Below are 15572 nucleotides of genomic sequence, written 5' to 3'. Positions count from 1 at the left end.
CAAACCCTTTTCTGAGAGGTAGCGCAATTGTTTCAACACCCGTGGCGGGGTAAGATCCCCCGGCTATCAAAACAGGCCCGTTGGGCGAGGTTGTAATGAAGATCTATATCATGCGTCATGGCCAGGCTGGCATGAATGCGAAAACTGATGAACAGCGTCCATTGACCGAGCAGGGCATTGAAGAGTCCCTTCTGATGGCCCGCTGGTTGGCGCCTCAGCTGACCGGTCGTATCGATCGGGTGATCCACAGCAACTATCTGCGCGCCCGCCAAACCTGGCAGACCATATGCAAGGAATTACCCGACGCTGTCGTGGTGGAGGAGAGCGGTGACATCACCCCTTATGGTGATCCCGCCTTTGTCTCCAGCTACCTGACCGCGCTGGCAGAACGGCATCAGCAGATCATGCTGGTGAGCCATCTGCCGCTGGTGGGATATCTGGTGCAGAGCCTCTGTCCGGCCGCCGGAGCCCCCATGTTCGCCACCTCGGGCATTGCCTGCATCGAGTGGCACAATGGCAAAGGATCCTTGCTCTGGCTCGAAGGGCCGCATACAATAGGCTAAAAGTTAATAAAAAGTTATAGATTGAATTTTTTGGGAAGAGATGGGCGAGTTTTCCGGATTTTTATGATTATTTTACGGAATTAATTCGCAGAAGCTGCTGTCATACGGATACAACTGCAAGAGGTTGCAAACGATGAGAGTGTTCAAGAAGTACCTGCCACTGATGGTGGCAAAACACGTCAAAACCTTCTTTAAAGGTCGGATCTATATCCATGGTCGGGGGCGGTTTGATTTTCAGTCCGGTTTGTTGCTCATGCCGAGCCAGGCGGACATTCCCCACCGTCAGACAGTCACCGAGGTCAATGAGCTGATCTCCAGACTGCACATGGATGCGGCGTGATAATCTTCTGAGCGTGTTTCTGCACGGATATGCCCGCGTTATGCGGGCATATTTGTTTTTGTCGATCCGGTTTTCTCTCTCGTGTCTGCCTTGATGGCGGCTTTGTTTCTCACCCGTTGCCCCCTATACTGCCTCGCTCAATTCTCGTTCGGGATGCCGGAGCCGTTGATGCCCCTTGCCTTTCTGTTCCCTCTCTCCTGCATTGCCATCTGGGCTGGCAATGGCGTCGTCAGCAAACTGGCGGTGGGCGTCTTGTCGCCCGCCGCATTCGCCTGGTCCCGCTGGGTGGTGGCTGCGCTGGTCCTGACCCCTTTTCTGGCTCGCCGGGTATGGCGCGAGCGTGCCCGCCTGCGTGCCGGTATCTGGCAGATCGCCGCGCTGGCGCTGCTTGGCATGGTGCTCAACCAGACCTTCGGCTACTACGCGGCGCAAACCATGGGCGCCACCGAGATGGGGCTGATGATGGGGTTGACGCCGCTGCTCACCGTGTTGTTCAGCATCTGGTTGCTGCGCGAGCGCCCCACCTGGGGCGCCATCCTGGGGGCACTGCTCTCCATCATGGGGCTGGCCATTTTGCTGGGGCAGGGGGATCCGACCCGGCTCTTTACCCACGGCATCCAGATTGGCTCGGTCTACATGCTGCTCTCGGCCGGCACCTATGCGCTCTACAGCGTACTGCTCAAGAAGTGGGATCTGGGGCTCGACAACTGGTCTCTGCTCTACAGTCAGGTGCTCTGCAGCGTGGTGCTGCTGACCCCCTTCTATCTGCTGGTGGATGGTCAACTGCCCGAGGCGCGCGCGCTCTGGCTCATCTTCTATGCGGGGATCCCCGCGTCGGCGCTCTGCCCCTGGCTCTGGATGCAGGGGATCACCCTGATCGGTGCCAACCGTACCGCCATCTTCATGAACCTGTTGCCGGTGATGACGGCTGGGCTCGCCATCTCACTGCTCGGGGAGCGGTTGACCGCCTACCATCTCATCGGCGGTGGCCTGACCCTGCTCGGGGTGCTGCTGGCCCAGCTGCTGGTGCAGCCGGTGGTATTGAGACGCCGTGCCCGACAGGAGATGGCCGTCTGTCAGGATGAGTGAGTGCGCCTATCGCCAGAGTGAAAATGAAAGCGCCTGCAGTAATGCAGGCGCTTTTTTGATGGCGGCTCTTTATGGTCAGAGCACTACTGATCAGCGCTACGGGGCAACCAGATAGAGATCGCGGCTGTAGACGATATCTTGCGGGTTCTGATAGGGGTAACCCTTGACGAAAGGCTTGAGCAGGCGCGACTTGACGTAGAAGTAGACGGGGGCAATAGGGGCCTCGGCATCGATCAGCGCTTCTGCCTGCTGATAGAGCCCGTTGCGTTCGTCAGCATTCTGCGCATCGTGAGCCTTGGCCAGCAGGGCGTCGTACTCCTTGTTGAACCAGCGACCGCTGTTGGCGCTGCTGCTGGAGGTCAGGATGTCGAGGAAGGTAGAGGCATCGTTGTAGTCGCCATTCCACGAGTAGCGGCTCACCCCGAAATCCCCCTCGTTGAGGGTGGAGACCATGGTCTTCCACTCCATGTTGTTGAGGGTGGCTGTGACCCCCAGATTGTGTTTCCACATGGATGATATGGCCAGCGCGATCTTCCTGTGGCTCTCGTTGGTGTTGTAGAGAATGTCCACGGTGAGTGGCTTGTCCGGGCCATAACCTGCTTCGGTCAGCAGGGCTTTGGCCTGCTTGATCCGCTCCTCTTTGCTCTGCAGCTGGCTGGCCGGTTTTTTCAGATCAAAGCCATCCACGCTCGGTGGGGTCAGGCTGAAGGCGGGCAGTTGTCCCTGACCCAGGATCTTGTCGGTGATGGTCTCCCGATCGATGGCGAGCGACAGTGCCTTGCGCACCTTCGGATTGTCGAACGGTTTGCGCTGTATGTTGAAGACGTAGTAGTAGGTGGCCAGCATGGGGGCGCTGACCAGCTCCTCCGGACTCTGGCTCTTGATGTGCTGGTACTGCTCCAGCGGATAGGTGGTGTAGTGCAACTCGCCGGTGCGGTAGCGGTTGTAGGCGGAGGTCTCCGACACCACCTCCAGATAGATCACCTTGTTCAGCACTGTGTGCCGGTTGTCCCAGTAGTGCGGGTTGCGCTCGGCAGTCAGCCGCTCGTTGGGGGTCCACTCCTTGAGCACAAAGGCGCCGTTGGAGACGATATTGCCGGGCTTGACCCACTCCTTGCCATATTTCTCGATGGTGGCTTTGGGGGCGGGGAAGGTGGTGTAGTGCGCCAGCGTTTTCAGGAAGAAGGGAACCGGGTTTTTCAGGGTCACTTGGAGGGTATGTTCATCCAGCGCCTTGACCCCCAATGCATCGGGGCTCTTCTTGCCCTGAATTACTTCACTGGCATTGGCGATACCCATCAATTCGATAAACCAGGCGTAGTTGGAGGCGGTCTTGGGATTGGCCGCCCGCTGCCAGCCGTAGACATAGTCGGCGGCGGTAACCGGCTCGCCGTTCGACCACTTGGCCTCCGGCCTCAGCTTGAAGGTGTAGACGGTGCCGGTGCTGTCGAGCTCGTAGCTGAGCGCGCCAGCAGGCTGGGTCTTGCCGCTGGCATCGAGCACATAGAGACCTTCGAACAGATCGTTGACGACGGCGCTGCCGGCACTCTCTTCCACCAGTTGCGGATCTATGGTGGTGGGTTCGGTGCCGATATTGGTGACAAAGGTTTGTTGCTCCGGGGGGAGCAGCCTGGTGCCTGCCGGCACTTCGGCAGCCCAGACGGGCAGGGAGAGCAATCCGGCTACCGTGCCGGCAATGATAGTCTTGTTCATTGATAATCCTTATGTTTTTGCTTCCAACGGAAAACGAGTGTGCGCGATTGGCGTTTGGAACTCAATAGGGGAGAGGCCACCCGTATCTGGTGGGCGAAACGACAGGCCAAAGAGGGGGAAATGTCAGCAAGGTCGCTGTTTGGCGCCGTTTTTTGGCGCAAAATAAGAGCCTGAAAGTTACCGTATGGCCCCCTTTTTGTGGATGATTCGAGTACAAATCAGATTCAAATTGCCGTTTTATTAGCCCGCTTAATTCGCTGCAAAAACAAAAAACAGACGTTACATTAAGTTACAAAACAACACGGCCGAGGATCGGCTCTTTTTTTGTCGATGCTTGCAAACGTTTTCAACGCCAACGGAAACGCTCTTAAAGGACCAAAAATGCGAAACATGATCACCATGGGCGAGTTCATCGTCAAAAAGCAGGCTGATTACCCTACCGCGACCGGCGAACTGACCTCGCTGTTGAGCTCGATCCGTCTTGCTGCCAAGGTGGTGAACCGGGAGATCAACAAGGCCGGGCTGGCCGATATTATTGGCTCCATGGGGGCTGAAAACGTGCAGGGCGAGGTGCAGCAGAAGCTGGACGTCTACGCCAACGAGCGCTTCAAGGCGGCGCTGGAGGCGCGCGGCGAGGTGTGCGGCATGGCCTCCGAGGAGGAGGAGGACTTCGTTGCCTTTGACTCGCCGCTTTCCAAAAACTCCAAATATGTGGTGCTGATAGATCCCCTCGACGGCTCTTCCAATATCGACGTCAACGTTTCGGTCGGAACCATCTTCTCCATCTATCGCCGGGTCAGTCCGCAGGGCTCCCCCGTCACCCTCGAGGATTTCCTGCAGCCGGGCAACCGTCAGGTTGCGGCCGGTTACGTGGTTTACGGCTCCTCCACCATGCTGGTCTACACCACCGGCTTTGGCGTCAACGGCTTTACCTATGACCCTTCCATCGGTTGCTTCTGCCTCTCCCACGAAAACATTCGCATTCCGGAGGAGGGCAAGATCTACTCCATCAACGAGGGCAACTACATCAAGTTCCCGGACGGGGTGAAAAAGTACCTCAAATATTGCCAGGAGCGGGATGAAGCGACCCACAGACCCTACACCTCCCGCTATATCGGCTCGCTGGTTTCCGATTTCCATCGCAACCTGCTCAAGGGTGGCATCTACATCTATCCGTCCGGCACCAACTCGCCGAACGGCAAGCTGCGCCTGCTTTATGAGTGCAATCCGATGGCGTTTCTGGTGGAGCAGGCAGGCGGCAAAGCCTCTGACGGCTTCAACCGCATCATGGATATCCAGCCCACCGCGCTGCACCAGCGCACCCCCTACTTCGTCGGTTCTACCAAGATGGTGGAGCGGGCAGAGGCCTTTATGCGCGAATTCTCCTCCCACGAGGATCCGGCCAGTCAGGGGTAATTCTCTGATTTATCGCGGGTGAATAAAAAACGGGAGCCTGTACGGCTCCCGTTTCGTTTTGGCGTTTGCAGCCGTTACTGGCTGTGACTGGCCAGATCCGCCAGCAAGCCATCCACCAGCTTGAGGCGCATAGCCCTGTCCTGTGTCGGCACCTGGAAGCGCAGCCGGGTCGGCCCGTCCATCTTGTAGATGCGCGGCTGCTCGGAGAGGAGCTTGACCAGATAGGTTGGATTGACCTTGGTCTCCTGGGTGAAGTCGAGATAGCCGCCGCGCTCGCTCATCTCCACCCGGCGAATGCCAAGGGCGGTAGCACGCTGACGGAAGGCCGCCAGCTCCAGCAGGGTTTTGGTTGCCTCCGGCAACAGGCCGAAACGGTCGATCAGCTCCACTTTCAGCTCGCGCAGCTCCTGTTCGTCCGCCGCGCTCGCAATCCGCTTGTACATGGAGAGGCGCATGTTGACGTCCGGGATGTAGTCGTCCGGCAAGAGCGCCGGCAGGCGCAGCTCCACCTCGGTGTGCTGGCTCATCAGTTGCTCGAGTGACGGCTCCTTGCCCGATTTCAGCGCCTCGACCGCCTGCTCCAGCATCTCCATGTAGAGGGTGAAGCCGACCGATTCGATCTGACCGCTCTGATCGTCGCCGAGCAGTTCGCCTGCACCGCGGATCTCCAGATCGTGGGTGGCCAGTGCAAAACCGGCGCCGAGATCTTCAAGCGAGGCAATCGCCTCCAGCCGCTTGGCCGCATCCTTGGTCATCAGCTTGGGATGGGGAGTGAGCAGGTAGGCATAAGCCTGATGGTGGGAGCGGCCAACCCGGCCCCGCAGCTGGTGCAGCTGGGCCAGACCGAGATGATCCGCCCGGTCCATGATGATGGTGTTGGCGCTCGGTACATCGATGCCGGTCTCGATGATGGTGGTGCAGACCAGCAGGTTGAAGCGCTGGTGGTAGAAGTCCGACATCACTCGCTCAAGCTCGCGCTCGCGCATCTGGCCGTGGGCGATGCCGATGCGCGCCTCCGGTACCAGTTCGGCAAGGTCTGCCGCGCACTTCTCGATACTCTCCACGTCGTTGTGCAGGTAGTAGACCTGCCCGCCACGCTTCAATTCCCGCAGCACCGCCTCGCGCACCACCGCCGGTTCGTGCTGGCGCACGAAGGTCTTGATGGCGAGCCGCTTGGCGGGCGGGGTGGCGATGATGGAGAGATCCCGCATGCCCGACATCGCCATGTTGAGGGTGCGCGGAATGGGGGTGGCGGTGAGGGTGAGGATATCCACGTCGGCCCGCAGCGCCTTGATCTTCTCCTTCTGGCGCACCCCGAATCTGTGCTCTTCATCGACGATGAGCAGCCCCAGATCCTTGAAGGTGAGTTCGGAGCCGAGCAGCTTGTGGGTGCCGATAATGATATCCACCTTGCCCTCGGCCAGCTCCTGCATGACGCTGTTTTGCTCCTTGGCAGAGCGGAAGCGGCTCAGTACTTCGACCCGCACCGGCCAGTTGGCGAAGCGGTCGCGGAAGTTGTCGTAGTGCTGCTGGGCGAGCAGGGTGGTGGGTACCAGCACGGCGACCTGTTTGCCGCCATGGACGGCCACAAATGCCGCCCGCATCGCCACCTCTGTCTTGCCGAAGCCTACGTCGCCGCACACCAGCCGATCCATGCTCTTGGCCTGACACATGTCTCCCAGCACCGCATTGATGGCGTTGAGCTGATCCTCGGTCTCCTCGAACGGGAAGCCGGCGGCAAACTGGCGATAGGCCTCGCGGTCGTGTTTGAAGGCAAAGCCGGCGCGAGCCGCGCGGTGGGCGTAGACATCGAGCAGCTCGGCCGCCACGTCGCGCACTTTTTCCGCCGCCTTGCGCCGCGCCTTGCTCCAGGCCTCGCCGCCGAGCTTGTGGCTGGGCGGGTTGTCGGAGCCGGTGTAGCGGCTGATAAGGTGCAAACTGGTAACCGGCACGAACAGCTTGTCGCCGCCGGCATATTCGAGCGTCAAAAACTCGGTGGGCAGGCCACCGGCGTCGATGGTTTCAAGCCCCAGATAGCGGCCGACCCCGTGATCGAGGTGCACCACCGGCTGGCCCTGGGTCAGCTCGCCGAGGTTGCGGATCACCGCATCGGAGCTTAAGTTTTTGCTCTTCTCCCGTGCCCGCTTGCTGCGTACCTTGCCGCCCAGTAGCTCGGTTTCGGTGATCAGGGCCAATGGTTGATTACTGGCATCAGCTCCGGCTTCTTGCCACAGGAAACCGCGCTCGAGCGGCGCAACCAGCAGGCCGTGGCGATCCTGGCTCGCCATAAAGGCGTCGAGGGAGGGGAACTCCTTGGGTTGCAGCGCGATGCGCGCCAGCAGCTCGCCCAGCACTTCACGCCGACCCTCGGACTCCACCGCAAACAGGGTACGACCGGCAAAGCCTTGCAGGAACTGGTTGAGCGCCAGCAGCGGCTGCTCCTTGCTGTGGTCGAGTTGCAGGTCCGGCAGCGTGCTGGCCGGCATATCGTGTTGCCCCGCATCGCCGGCAGTCGGCCCCTCCTGCAACCTGACGGCGCCGTAGTGGCCAAGAGCGGCAAACAGCTGCTCCACCGGCAGGTAGAGCTGGGCCGGGGGGAGCAGGGGACGGGTATTGTCCCAGCGCCTGTCCTCGTAGCGTTGCTCGATGTCGTTCCAGAAGCGCTGGGCGGCGGGGTAGATATCCCCCACGGTGAGCAACAGGGTCTCTGCCGGCAGGTAGTCAAACAGGCAGGCAGTCTGGTCGAAGAAGAGCGGCAGATAATACTCGATGCCGGCAGGCCAGCGCCCCTTGCTCACCTCCTGATAGACGGAGCCCTCGGCGCGGGAGATCTCGAACTGCTCACGATAGTGGCCGCGAAACAGCTCGATGGCCCCCTCATCGGTCGGAAACTCCCGGGCTGGCAGCAGGCTGACGCTCTTGACCGGCTCGCTGGAGCGTTGGGTTTCCGGATCGAATGGACGGATGGAGTCCACTTCATCGTCGAAGAAGTCGATGCGATAGGGGCTGCTGCTGCCCATCGGAAAGAGATCGAGCAGGGAGCCGCGGGCGGCAAACTCGCCGTGCTCCAGCACCTGATCCACCGCCACGTAACCCGCTTCGGCGAGGCGCCCGCGCAGCTGTTGCAGGTTGAGACGCTGGCCGCTTTTCACCATCAGGCTGTATTTGTCTAGATAGGCGCGCGGCGCACAACGCAGCATCAGGGTTGAGACGGGGACGATCAGTACGCCGCTGCTCATCTGCGGCAGCTTGTAGAGGGTCTCGAGCCGCTGGGAGATGATGTCCTGATGGGGGGAGAAGGTGTCGTAGGGCAGGGTTTCCCAATCCGGAAACAGCAGTACCGGGCAGCCCTTGTCGGCCAGCAGGTATTGCAGTTCCTGCTCAAGGCGCAGGGCACTCGGGGTGTCTGCGGTGAGCAGCAGCACGGGCCCCTTGTTTTGTGTAATAAGGCGAGCGGCGATGAGCGAGAGGCTGCTGCCGACCAGTTGGCCGAGCGTGATCTTTTGGCCCGCTTTGGCGGGCAAGGCGGGGAGTGTCATTGGCATCGTTCGATTCTTTTAACGTTGTTGGCGCTCTTGGGCACGCAGTTTGAGCTGTTTGGATTGCACATGGAGGCTGGCGCGTACCAGCAGTTCACGGTCATCTTCACGGATCCGCACATAGTCGAGCACCACATGGGTGCCATGCTCGCCCGGGGTGACCTCCCTGACCTGGCCATAGCAGTAGATGGCGGCAGCCTCTTCGCGCAGGAAGATCTTGAGGCGCACAATCTGGTGCGGATGCGGCGCATCCCCGTGGCCATGATAGGGGTGCAGGTAGGTGAGCTCGCCCGCGCCAAAGCGCAGGGTGTGGAAGCGCTGCTCGGGGTGATCCTGCATGGAGAGCACATAGCCCATGATCATGTCGATCTTGCGCGACTGCTGATTGACGATCTCGACCAGATCGTGCATCGATTCGTTCTGATTGCGCAGCAGCCGGCTGGTCACCATGTCGATGGAGGTGATGGCCGAGGAGATGCGAAAAGGCTCCGGCAGCTCAGCGTCCAGCTCCGTGAGCGAAGGGAGATGGAAGTCTGCCGGCATGGGGATCACATTGACCGGCATGGCATGAGTAACGCTGAAGAACTGTTCCTGCATGGAGGCTATCCCTTGTTGTCATGGACGGTTTCCCTTTATTATCCGGTATCTTATTTTGTTGGCAACGTAGATATCCTTGAAGACCGGACTTTTTCAGCCCCTTTCGCTGGCCATCGGCCTGCGTTATGCAGGCTCGAAGCGCAGCAACCGCTTCGTCTCATTTATCTCCCTGTTCTCCACCTTCGGCATTGCTATCGGGGTTGCGGCCCTGATGGTGGTTATTTCGGTGATGAACGGTTTCGAAGGCCAGCTCAAGGGGCGCATCCTCGGGGTGATCCCCCATGTGGTGGTCACCAACGAGGCTGGCCGCATTGATGCCGTGCCGCAAGGGCTGCCTGACCTGGCCAAGCTGCCTCATGTGGTGGCCACGGCCCCCATGCTCGACAGCGAAGGGATGCTGCAAAGCCCCGGTCAGCTCACCGGCGTCAGCGTGCAGGGGATCGATCCCGCCCTCTGGCCCAAGGATGACATCCTGCACTCCCAGATGCTGGGGGGGCGCCTCGATACCTTGCAGGCCGGTCACTACCGCATCGTGCTGGGGCAGGGGGTGGCGCGTCGCCTCAATGTCACCATCGGCGATCAGGTTCGTCTGATCCTGACCGAAGGCTCCCGCTTTACCCCCTTTGGCCGGGTGCCGGCCCAGCGCCTCTTTACCGTCTCCGGTATCTTCGGGGTCGGTGCCGATGTGGATAACCAGATTGCGTTCATTGCGCTGGGGGATGCCCAGCGTCTGCTGCGGCTGCCGACAGAAACCGTCGGTGGCATTCGCCTCTGGCTCGATGATCCGTTTGCCGCTGATCAGGTGATCAAGACGCCGCTGCCCGACGGCCTGCTGTGGCAGGATTGGCGCCGTGAGCGGGGCGAGCTGTTCCAGGCGGTCGCCATGGAGAAGCGGATGATGGGGCTGATGCTGGTGCTGATCATCGCCGTTGCGACCTTCAACATCCTCTCTGCGCTGGTGATGGTGGTGACTGACAAGGAGGGCGAAGTGGCCATCCTGCGTACCATGGGCATGAGCGAGTCGGGGATTGTCAAAATCTTCATGGTGCTCGGTGCCTCCAGCGGGGTGATTGGCTCCCTGTTTGGTGCGCTGGTGGGGCTTGGCCTGACCCTCGGTCTCAACCCGCTGCTCAATGCGGTGGGGCTCAACCTCTATATGGCTGCGGGTGGCAGCGGCTTGCCGGTCATCGTCGAGCCAGCCCAGGTCGTCACCATTTTGCTGGGTGCAGTGCTGCTCAGCTTCGGCGCCACCCTTTATCCCGCTGCCCGTGCGGCGCGGGTGAAGCCGGCGGAGGCGCTGCGTTATGAATAATTCATCTTCTGTTGTTACCTCTGGTGCGATTACTGGAGCAAGTGGAGCCCCCTTTATGAATGAAGCCGTATCCCGTGAGCCTCTGCTGTGTTGCCAGGCCCTCAACCATGTCTACAAAGAGGGTGAGCTGGAGACCCAGGTACTCAAGGGGATCGATTTGAGCGTCGCACCGGGCGAGATGCTGGCGGTAGTGGGGAGCTCTGGCTCTGGCAAGACCACCCTGCTGCACCTGATGGGGGCACTCGATAACCCCTCCAGCGGCGCCGTGCTGTTCAAGGGGGAGGATATTCACCACTGGGATAGCCGTACCCAGGCCCGTTTTCGCAATCAGGAGCTGGGTTTCGTCTATCAGTTCCACCACCTGCTCTCCGAGTTCAGTGCGCTGGAAAATGCGGCCATGCCGCTGCTGATCGCCGGTGAATCGGTAGCGGTCGCTACCGAGAAGGCGACCCGGATGCTGGGGCGGGTAGGGCTCTCCCACCGTCTCAACCACAGACCGTCCGAGCTCTCCGGTGGTGAACGCCAGCGGGTGGCGATTGCCCGTGCGCTGGTCAACGAACCGAGTCTGGTGCTGGCGGACGAGCCGACTGGTAACCTGGATCACGCCAGCGCTACCGCCGTCTACGAGCTGCTCTGTGAGCTCAACCGTGAGCTGGGCACTGCGTTTGTGGTGGTCACCCATGATTTGAGCCTGGCGGCCAAGCTCCATCGCCGGGTCACGCTGGTGAGCGGCGTGATGGCGGAGGTTGCCTGATGTTCAAACCGCTGCCCCTTTTTCTGGGCCTGCGCTATAGCCGCTCCCGTCGTCGCAACGGGTTTATCGCCTTTATCTCTGCCTCTTCCCTGATCGGTATCGCCCTTGGGGTGATGGCGCTGATCTTGGGCCTCTCCGCCATGAACGGCTTCGAGCGTGAACTGAAAGACCGGGTGCTCTCCGTGGTGCCGCAAGGGGAGCTGGACGCTGTCGAGCGGCCGCTGCCGGATTGGCCCCGTCTGCGCGACTACCTGCTGGCGCAGCCCGGGGTGGAAGCTGCCGCCCCCGTCATTCGTCTCAACGGCTTGCTGGAGCACGGCTCCGCCCTCAAGGGGGTTCAGCTGCGTGCCGTGCTGCCCGATCTGGAAGCCAATCTCTCCGATGCCGGCAAATACATGACGGGCCGTGGCCTGCGTGAGCTGCAGCCCGGCGAGCGGGGGGTGATCCTCGGCAAGACCATCGCCGACAAGCTGGGGGTGAAGGTTGGTGACACCCTTGCTCTGTTGTTGCCGCAAGGGGGTGATCAGACGGGGATCAAGAATCCCCGCCGGGAAACCCTGACTGTGGTCGGGTTGCTGGAGATCGGCGGCCAGCTCGATGGCCTGCTCGGTTTCATGCACCTGACCGATGCGCAAGCGATCACCGGTATGGGCAGCGATGTGGAGGGCTTCAGCCTGCGGGTGAGCGATGTGCTCAAGGCGCAGCCCATCACGGTCGCGGCGGCCCAGCGCTTCCCTCATCACGTCTATATCCGCAGCTGGATGAACAGCCAGGGTTACCTCTATCAGGACATCCAGATGGTGCGTACCGTCATGTATGTGGTGATGCTGATGGTGGTGGCCGTGGCCTGCTTCAATATCGTCTCCACCCTGGTGATGGCGGTGAACGAGAAACGCAGCGAGATCGCCATCCTCAAGACTATGGGGGCGAGTCCTGGCCAGATCCGGCTTACCTTCGTTATTCAGGGGATGGTAAACGGCGTGGCCGGTGCCCTGCTCGGCGCGCTGCTGGGGGGCCTGCTCTCCAGCAAGCTGACCCAGATCCTGGGTGTTATCGAGAAGCTCATTGGCCACCGCTTCCTCAATCCGGATATCTACTTCATCGACTTCCTGCCGACCGAGTTGCATATGCAGGATCTGCTTATCGTGACGGGGGCGGCCATCCTGATGAGTCTGGTTGCGACCCTCTATCCCGCCTGGCGGGCGAGCGGTCTGGTGCCGTCTCGCGAGCTGGGTCACTGATGCGCTGCATCTGATCCGCTGATAAAGACAAAGAGCCCGCCGGTGTTAAACCGGCGGGCTCTTCTGTTTTTTGTCTGTGTGTCGATGTGGTGAGCGGACTTAGTGGGCGTTCAACTCATCGAGCGGCAGAGAGAAGCTCGCAACGAAGGTGTCGATAAAGTAGCGCATCTCCTCGCTCATCCGGGCTTCCAGCATCGCCTCAAGGCGTTTGCGAGCCGGTTCAAACTCCCGGTTGCCGGCGTTGATCTCCTCCAGACACTTGGTATAGGCGCAGAGGGTGTCGGCATCCTTGACCAGTCTGGCCAGCTCGCCATCCTGGGCTGCCGAATCGAGCAGCGGGCGAAAATCCTCTACCAGTTCTGCTGGCAGCATGCCAAGCAGGCGCTGTTCGGCGGCCAGTTCAATCTTCTTGTACTCGCGGGCAATCTCGGGATTGAAGTACTTGACCGGGGTGGGCAGATCGCCGGTCAGCACCTCGCTGCTGTCGTGGTAGAGCGCCATCACTGCGGCGCGGTCGGCATTCACAGTGCCGCCAAAGAGCCGGTTTTTGATGATGGCCAGAGCATGGGCCACCATGGCGACCTGCAGGCTGTGCTCGGCGATGTTTTCCGGTTGGATGTTGCGCATCAGTGGCCAGCGGTAGATGAGCTTCATGCGGGCGAGATTGGCAAAAAAGTGGCTGGGGAGCATGGGATGCCTCGAATGGATGCAATGAAAAAGGGCAGACCCTAGTCTGCCCTTTTTTTGCAATACAGGCACCGCCTGCCATCCGATTTTTAACCCTCTCAGCGGATATAGCGGCCTGATTCGGCTTCCTGATTGGTCACGATCATCTGGCCGATGGGGGCCAGACTGATGATGGCCAGCTTGAGGTGCTGGATGCCAAACGGGATGCCGACGATGGTGATGAAGCAGGCCAGCGCAGATGCAATGTGGCCGATGGCCAGCCAGATCCCGATCAGCACGAACCAGATGATGTTGCCAATCAGCCCGAGTGTGCCGGTGCCGATATCACCTTGACCCGTCATCGCCTTGCGACTGACCGCCTGCTTGCCGAAAGGGAAGAAGGTGAAGGTGCCAATGACGAAGCAGGCGCGCCCCCAGGGGATGCCGACCAGCGAGATAAAGCAGAGCAGACCGGCCAGCCACCAGGCCAGGCCCATAAAGACACCTCCCAGTACAAACCAGAGCAGATTGAACAAGAAGCGGAAAAAGGCCATGTGGGATACTCCAGACTTATCAAGTTGGTTGCCACCATAACGAGGGAGGGCAGGGGACGCAACGATTGATTGGCCCGGATGCATCGGGCTGGTCAACCCGGGTCGTGATACCTCCTATGGGCAGCGGGTATTCCGTTGCCGGATATTGACCAATAGATCGGCGTTTCAGGCAAATTTGCGCAGAAAAAGGTGAGCAAGCGCAAAAATATCGCGCAATGCCAGTTGAAGTCCGGGCTGCAACTCCCCATATAAAGAGCACTTTTGCACGAATTGTGCCTCTGCGGCGCCCAATGTGGGGGTTGTGTGGCTCGACTCGACCAGAGTGCGCCGCTATAATGCCGCGTCATATTTTCTCATCACAAAGACATATTGTTGTCTTTATAAACAGGAAGACTCCGGCTTTGCCCGGAGGCAATAAAGGGTCAGCACACAGTGCTGAGTTGAACGAGGTAGAAGAATGCAAGTTTCTGTAGAGACAACCCAGGGTCTGGAACGCCGTCTTACCATCACTGTACCGGCTGCTACCGTAGACGCCGCTGTGCGCAAAGAATTGAACGGCCTGGCCAAAACCCGTCGCATCGACGGTTTCCGTCCTGGCAAGGCTCCGGTTGCCATCATCAAGAAGATGTTTGGTGCCATGGCTCACGCCCGTGTTGCCGATGAAATGATGCAGAACAACTTCATCAAAGCCATCATCGAAAACAAACTGAGCCCGGCTGGCGCGCCGACCATGGATCCGAAAGAGATCAAAGAAGGCGAAGATTTCGAATTCACCGCCACTTTCGAAGTGTACCCGGAGTTCGAAGTTGCCGGTCTGGAGAGCATCAAGGTTGAGAAGCCGGTTGCTACTGTGAAGGACGAAGATCTGGCCAACATGATCGACACCCTGCGCAAGCAACACGCTACCTGGGCTGAGGCTGACGTAGCTGCTGCCAATGGCATGCGTGTGACCATGGACTTCGTCGGTTCCATCGACGGTGAAGAGTTCGAAGGTGGCAAGGCTGAAGGCTTCAACCTGGTACTGGGTGCCGGCCGCATGATCCCTGGCTTCGAAGATGCCATCCTGGGCAAGAAAGCTGGCGACGAGTTCACCATCGAAGTGACCTTCCCTGCTGACTACCACGCTGAAAACCTGAAAGGCAAAGCGGCCAAGTTCGCTTCCAAGCTGAACAAGGTGGAAGAGCAGATCCTGCCTGAGCTGACTGAAGAGTTCGTCAAGCGTTTCGGTATCGAAAGCGGTTCTGTTGAAGAGCTGAAAGCCGAAGTGCGCAAGAACATGGAGCGCGAACTGGCTCAAGCCCTGAAAAACAGCGTGAAAGAGCAGGTTCTGAACGGTCTGGTTGAAGCCAACCAAATCGATCTGCCGAAAGCTGCCGTTGCGCAAGAGATCGACGCACTGCGTCAGCAGGCTCTGCAGCGCTTCGGTGGTTTCCAGGGCGGCAACGCTCCGGAGCTGCCTGCTGAGCTGTTCCAGGCTCAGGCCGAGCGTCGTGTACGCGTAGGTCTGCTGCTGGGCGATGTGATCCGCACCAACGAAATCAAGGCTGATGATGCTCGCGTGACCAGCATCATCGAATCCATGGCCACTGCGTACGAAGATCCGAAAGAAGTGATCGAGTACTACCAGAAGAACGAACAGATGCTGAACGGCGTTCGTAACCTGGCCATCGAAGATCAAGCTATCGACCTGATCCTCTCCAAAGCGCAAGTGACCGAAAAAGAAGTTGCCTTTGACGAAGTGATCAACAAGTCTGGCGCCGCTGCCTAAGAACATTTGACTTAAGGTCA

The 15572-nt window shown here is 59.7% G+C and carries 13 protein-coding genes; 8 read left to right on the top strand and 5 right to left on the bottom strand.

The genetic code is table 11. The features are described 5' to 3' along the window. Nucleotides 1-95: 95 nt before the first annotated feature. From sixA to I6L40_RS13920, 3 genes are all read left to right on the top strand, one after another. Entirely contained in the window at nucleotides 96-563 is a 468-nt protein-coding gene (gene sixA, locus I6L40_RS13930; RefSeq protein ID WP_041207521.1) for a phosphohistidine phosphatase SixA, read from the top strand. Between the two features lie 133 nt (nucleotides 564-696). After that, a complete protein-coding gene (locus I6L40_RS13925; protein WP_026457339.1) occupies nucleotides 697-903 on the top strand; it encodes a DUF1107 domain-containing protein in 207 nt (68 codons plus the stop codon). A gap of 168 nt (nucleotides 904-1071) precedes the next feature. Beyond that, nucleotides 1072-1992 carry a DMT family transporter gene (locus tag I6L40_RS13920; RefSeq protein ID WP_042032361.1) on the top strand — a complete coding sequence of 307 codons (921 nt, stop codon included), beginning with the start codon at nucleotides 1072-1074 and terminating at the stop codon, nucleotides 1990-1992. A 96-nt stretch (nucleotides 1993-2088) separates the two neighbouring features. Here the strand turns inward: I6L40_RS13920 and I6L40_RS13915 are convergent, their stop codons facing one another. Next, entirely contained in the window at nucleotides 2089-3705 is a 1617-nt protein-coding gene (locus I6L40_RS13915; protein WP_216994435.1) for a peptide ABC transporter substrate-binding protein, read from the bottom strand. 381 nt (nucleotides 3706-4086) lie between these two features. Here I6L40_RS13915 and fbp point away from each other — a divergent pair, with 381 nt between their 5' ends. Then, entirely contained in the window at nucleotides 4087-5121 is a 1035-nt protein-coding gene (gene fbp, locus I6L40_RS13910) for a class 1 fructose-bisphosphatase (RefSeq protein WP_041207524.1), read from the top strand. Between the two features lie 74 nt (nucleotides 5122-5195). Here the strand turns inward: fbp and mfd are convergent, their stop codons facing one another. Together mfd and I6L40_RS13900 are read right to left on the bottom strand one after the other, a co-directional pair. After that, nucleotides 5196-8660, bottom strand: coding sequence for a transcription-repair coupling factor (mfd, locus tag I6L40_RS13905; protein ID WP_216995438.1), 3465 nt, complete (start codon nucleotides 8658-8660; stop codon nucleotides 5196-5198). A gap of 18 nt (nucleotides 8661-8678) precedes the next feature. Continuing rightward, nucleotides 8679-9257: a PilZ domain-containing protein gene (locus I6L40_RS13900; protein ID WP_033113131.1), complete on the bottom strand. Its 579-nt coding sequence runs from the start codon at nucleotides 9255-9257 to the stop codon at nucleotides 8679-8681. A gap of 76 nt (nucleotides 9258-9333) precedes the next feature. Between I6L40_RS13900 and I6L40_RS13895 the strand changes: the two genes are divergently transcribed. The 3 genes from I6L40_RS13895 to lolE are packed head-to-tail and all read left to right on the top strand — an operon-like array spanning nucleotide 9334 to nucleotide 12564. Next, a complete protein-coding gene (locus I6L40_RS13895) occupies nucleotides 9334-10569 on the top strand; it encodes a lipoprotein-releasing ABC transporter permease subunit (protein WP_216994434.1) in 1236 nt (411 codons plus the stop codon). 55 nt (nucleotides 10570-10624) lie between these two features. Continuing rightward, nucleotides 10625-11323 carry a lipoprotein-releasing ABC transporter ATP-binding protein LolD gene (gene lolD, locus I6L40_RS13890; RefSeq protein WP_216994433.1) on the top strand — a complete coding sequence of 233 codons (699 nt, stop codon included), beginning with the start codon at nucleotides 10625-10627 and terminating at the stop codon, nucleotides 11321-11323. Beyond that, entirely contained in the window at nucleotides 11323-12564 is a 1242-nt protein-coding gene (gene lolE, locus I6L40_RS13885; RefSeq protein ID WP_071910480.1) for a lipoprotein-releasing ABC transporter permease subunit LolE, read from the top strand. The genes lolD and lolE overlap by 1 nt, the downstream gene beginning before the upstream one ends. A gap of 99 nt (nucleotides 12565-12663) precedes the next feature. Here lolE and yfbR read toward each other — a convergent pair whose 3' ends face one another. Next, nucleotides 12664-13254, bottom strand: a complete 591-nt coding sequence (gene yfbR / locus I6L40_RS13880; protein ID WP_216994432.1) for a 5'-deoxynucleotidase — start codon at nucleotides 13252-13254, stop codon at nucleotides 12664-12666. A gap of 95 nt (nucleotides 13255-13349) precedes the next feature. Then, nucleotides 13350-13784 carry a YccF domain-containing protein gene (locus I6L40_RS13875; RefSeq protein ID WP_042032366.1) on the bottom strand — a complete coding sequence of 145 codons (435 nt, stop codon included), beginning with the start codon at nucleotides 13782-13784 and terminating at the stop codon, nucleotides 13350-13352. A 457-nt stretch (nucleotides 13785-14241) separates the two neighbouring features. Between I6L40_RS13875 and tig the strand changes: the two genes are divergently transcribed. Next, nucleotides 14242-15552: a trigger factor gene (gene tig / locus I6L40_RS13870; protein WP_041207530.1), complete on the top strand. Its 1311-nt coding sequence runs from the start codon at nucleotides 14242-14244 to the stop codon at nucleotides 15550-15552. Nucleotides 15553-15572 lie beyond the last annotated feature (20 nt).

This window comes from Aeromonas sp. FDAARGOS 1410, assembly GCF_019048745.1.
Lineage (GTDB): Bacteria > Pseudomonadota > Gammaproteobacteria > Enterobacterales > Aeromonadaceae > Aeromonas > Aeromonas jandaei.
The sequence above is the reverse complement of the archived record's forward strand: the minus strand, read 5'-3'. Positions and strand labels throughout refer to the sequence as shown.

Coding starts and splice junctions, on each gene's coding strand:
- sixA (WP_041207521.1), top strand. CDS start 96: ATGAAGATCTATATCATGCGTCATGGCCAGGCTGGCATGAATGCGAAA.
- yfbR (WP_216994432.1), bottom strand. CDS start 13,254: ATGCTCCCCAGCCACTTTTTTGCCAATCTCGCCCGCATGAAGCTCATC.
- fbp (WP_041207524.1), top strand. CDS start 4,087: ATGCGAAACATGATCACCATGGGCGAGTTCATCGTCAAAAAGCAGGCT.
- I6L40_RS13915 (WP_216994435.1), bottom strand. CDS start 3,705: ATGAACAAGACTATCATTGCCGGCACGGTAGCCGGATTGCTCTCCCTG.
- mfd (WP_216995438.1), bottom strand. CDS start 8,660: ATGACACTCCCCGCCTTGCCCGCCAAAGCGGGCCAAAAGATCACGCTC.
- lolE (WP_071910480.1), top strand. CDS start 11,323: ATGTTCAAACCGCTGCCCCTTTTTCTGGGCCTGCGCTATAGCCGCTCC.
- I6L40_RS13920 (WP_042032361.1), top strand. CDS start 1,072: ATGCCCCTTGCCTTTCTGTTCCCTCTCTCCTGCATTGCCATCTGGGCT.
- I6L40_RS13875 (WP_042032366.1), bottom strand. CDS start 13,784: ATGGCCTTTTTCCGCTTCTTGTTCAATCTGCTCTGGTTTGTACTGGGA.
- lolD (WP_216994433.1), top strand. CDS start 10,625: ATGAATGAAGCCGTATCCCGTGAGCCTCTGCTGTGTTGCCAGGCCCTC.
- tig (WP_041207530.1), top strand. CDS start 14,242: ATGCAAGTTTCTGTAGAGACAACCCAGGGTCTGGAACGCCGTCTTACC.
- I6L40_RS13900 (WP_033113131.1), bottom strand. CDS start 9,257: ATGCAGGAACAGTTCTTCAGCGTTACTCATGCCATGCCGGTCAATGTG.
- I6L40_RS13925 (WP_026457339.1), top strand. CDS start 697: ATGAGAGTGTTCAAGAAGTACCTGCCACTGATGGTGGCAAAACACGTC.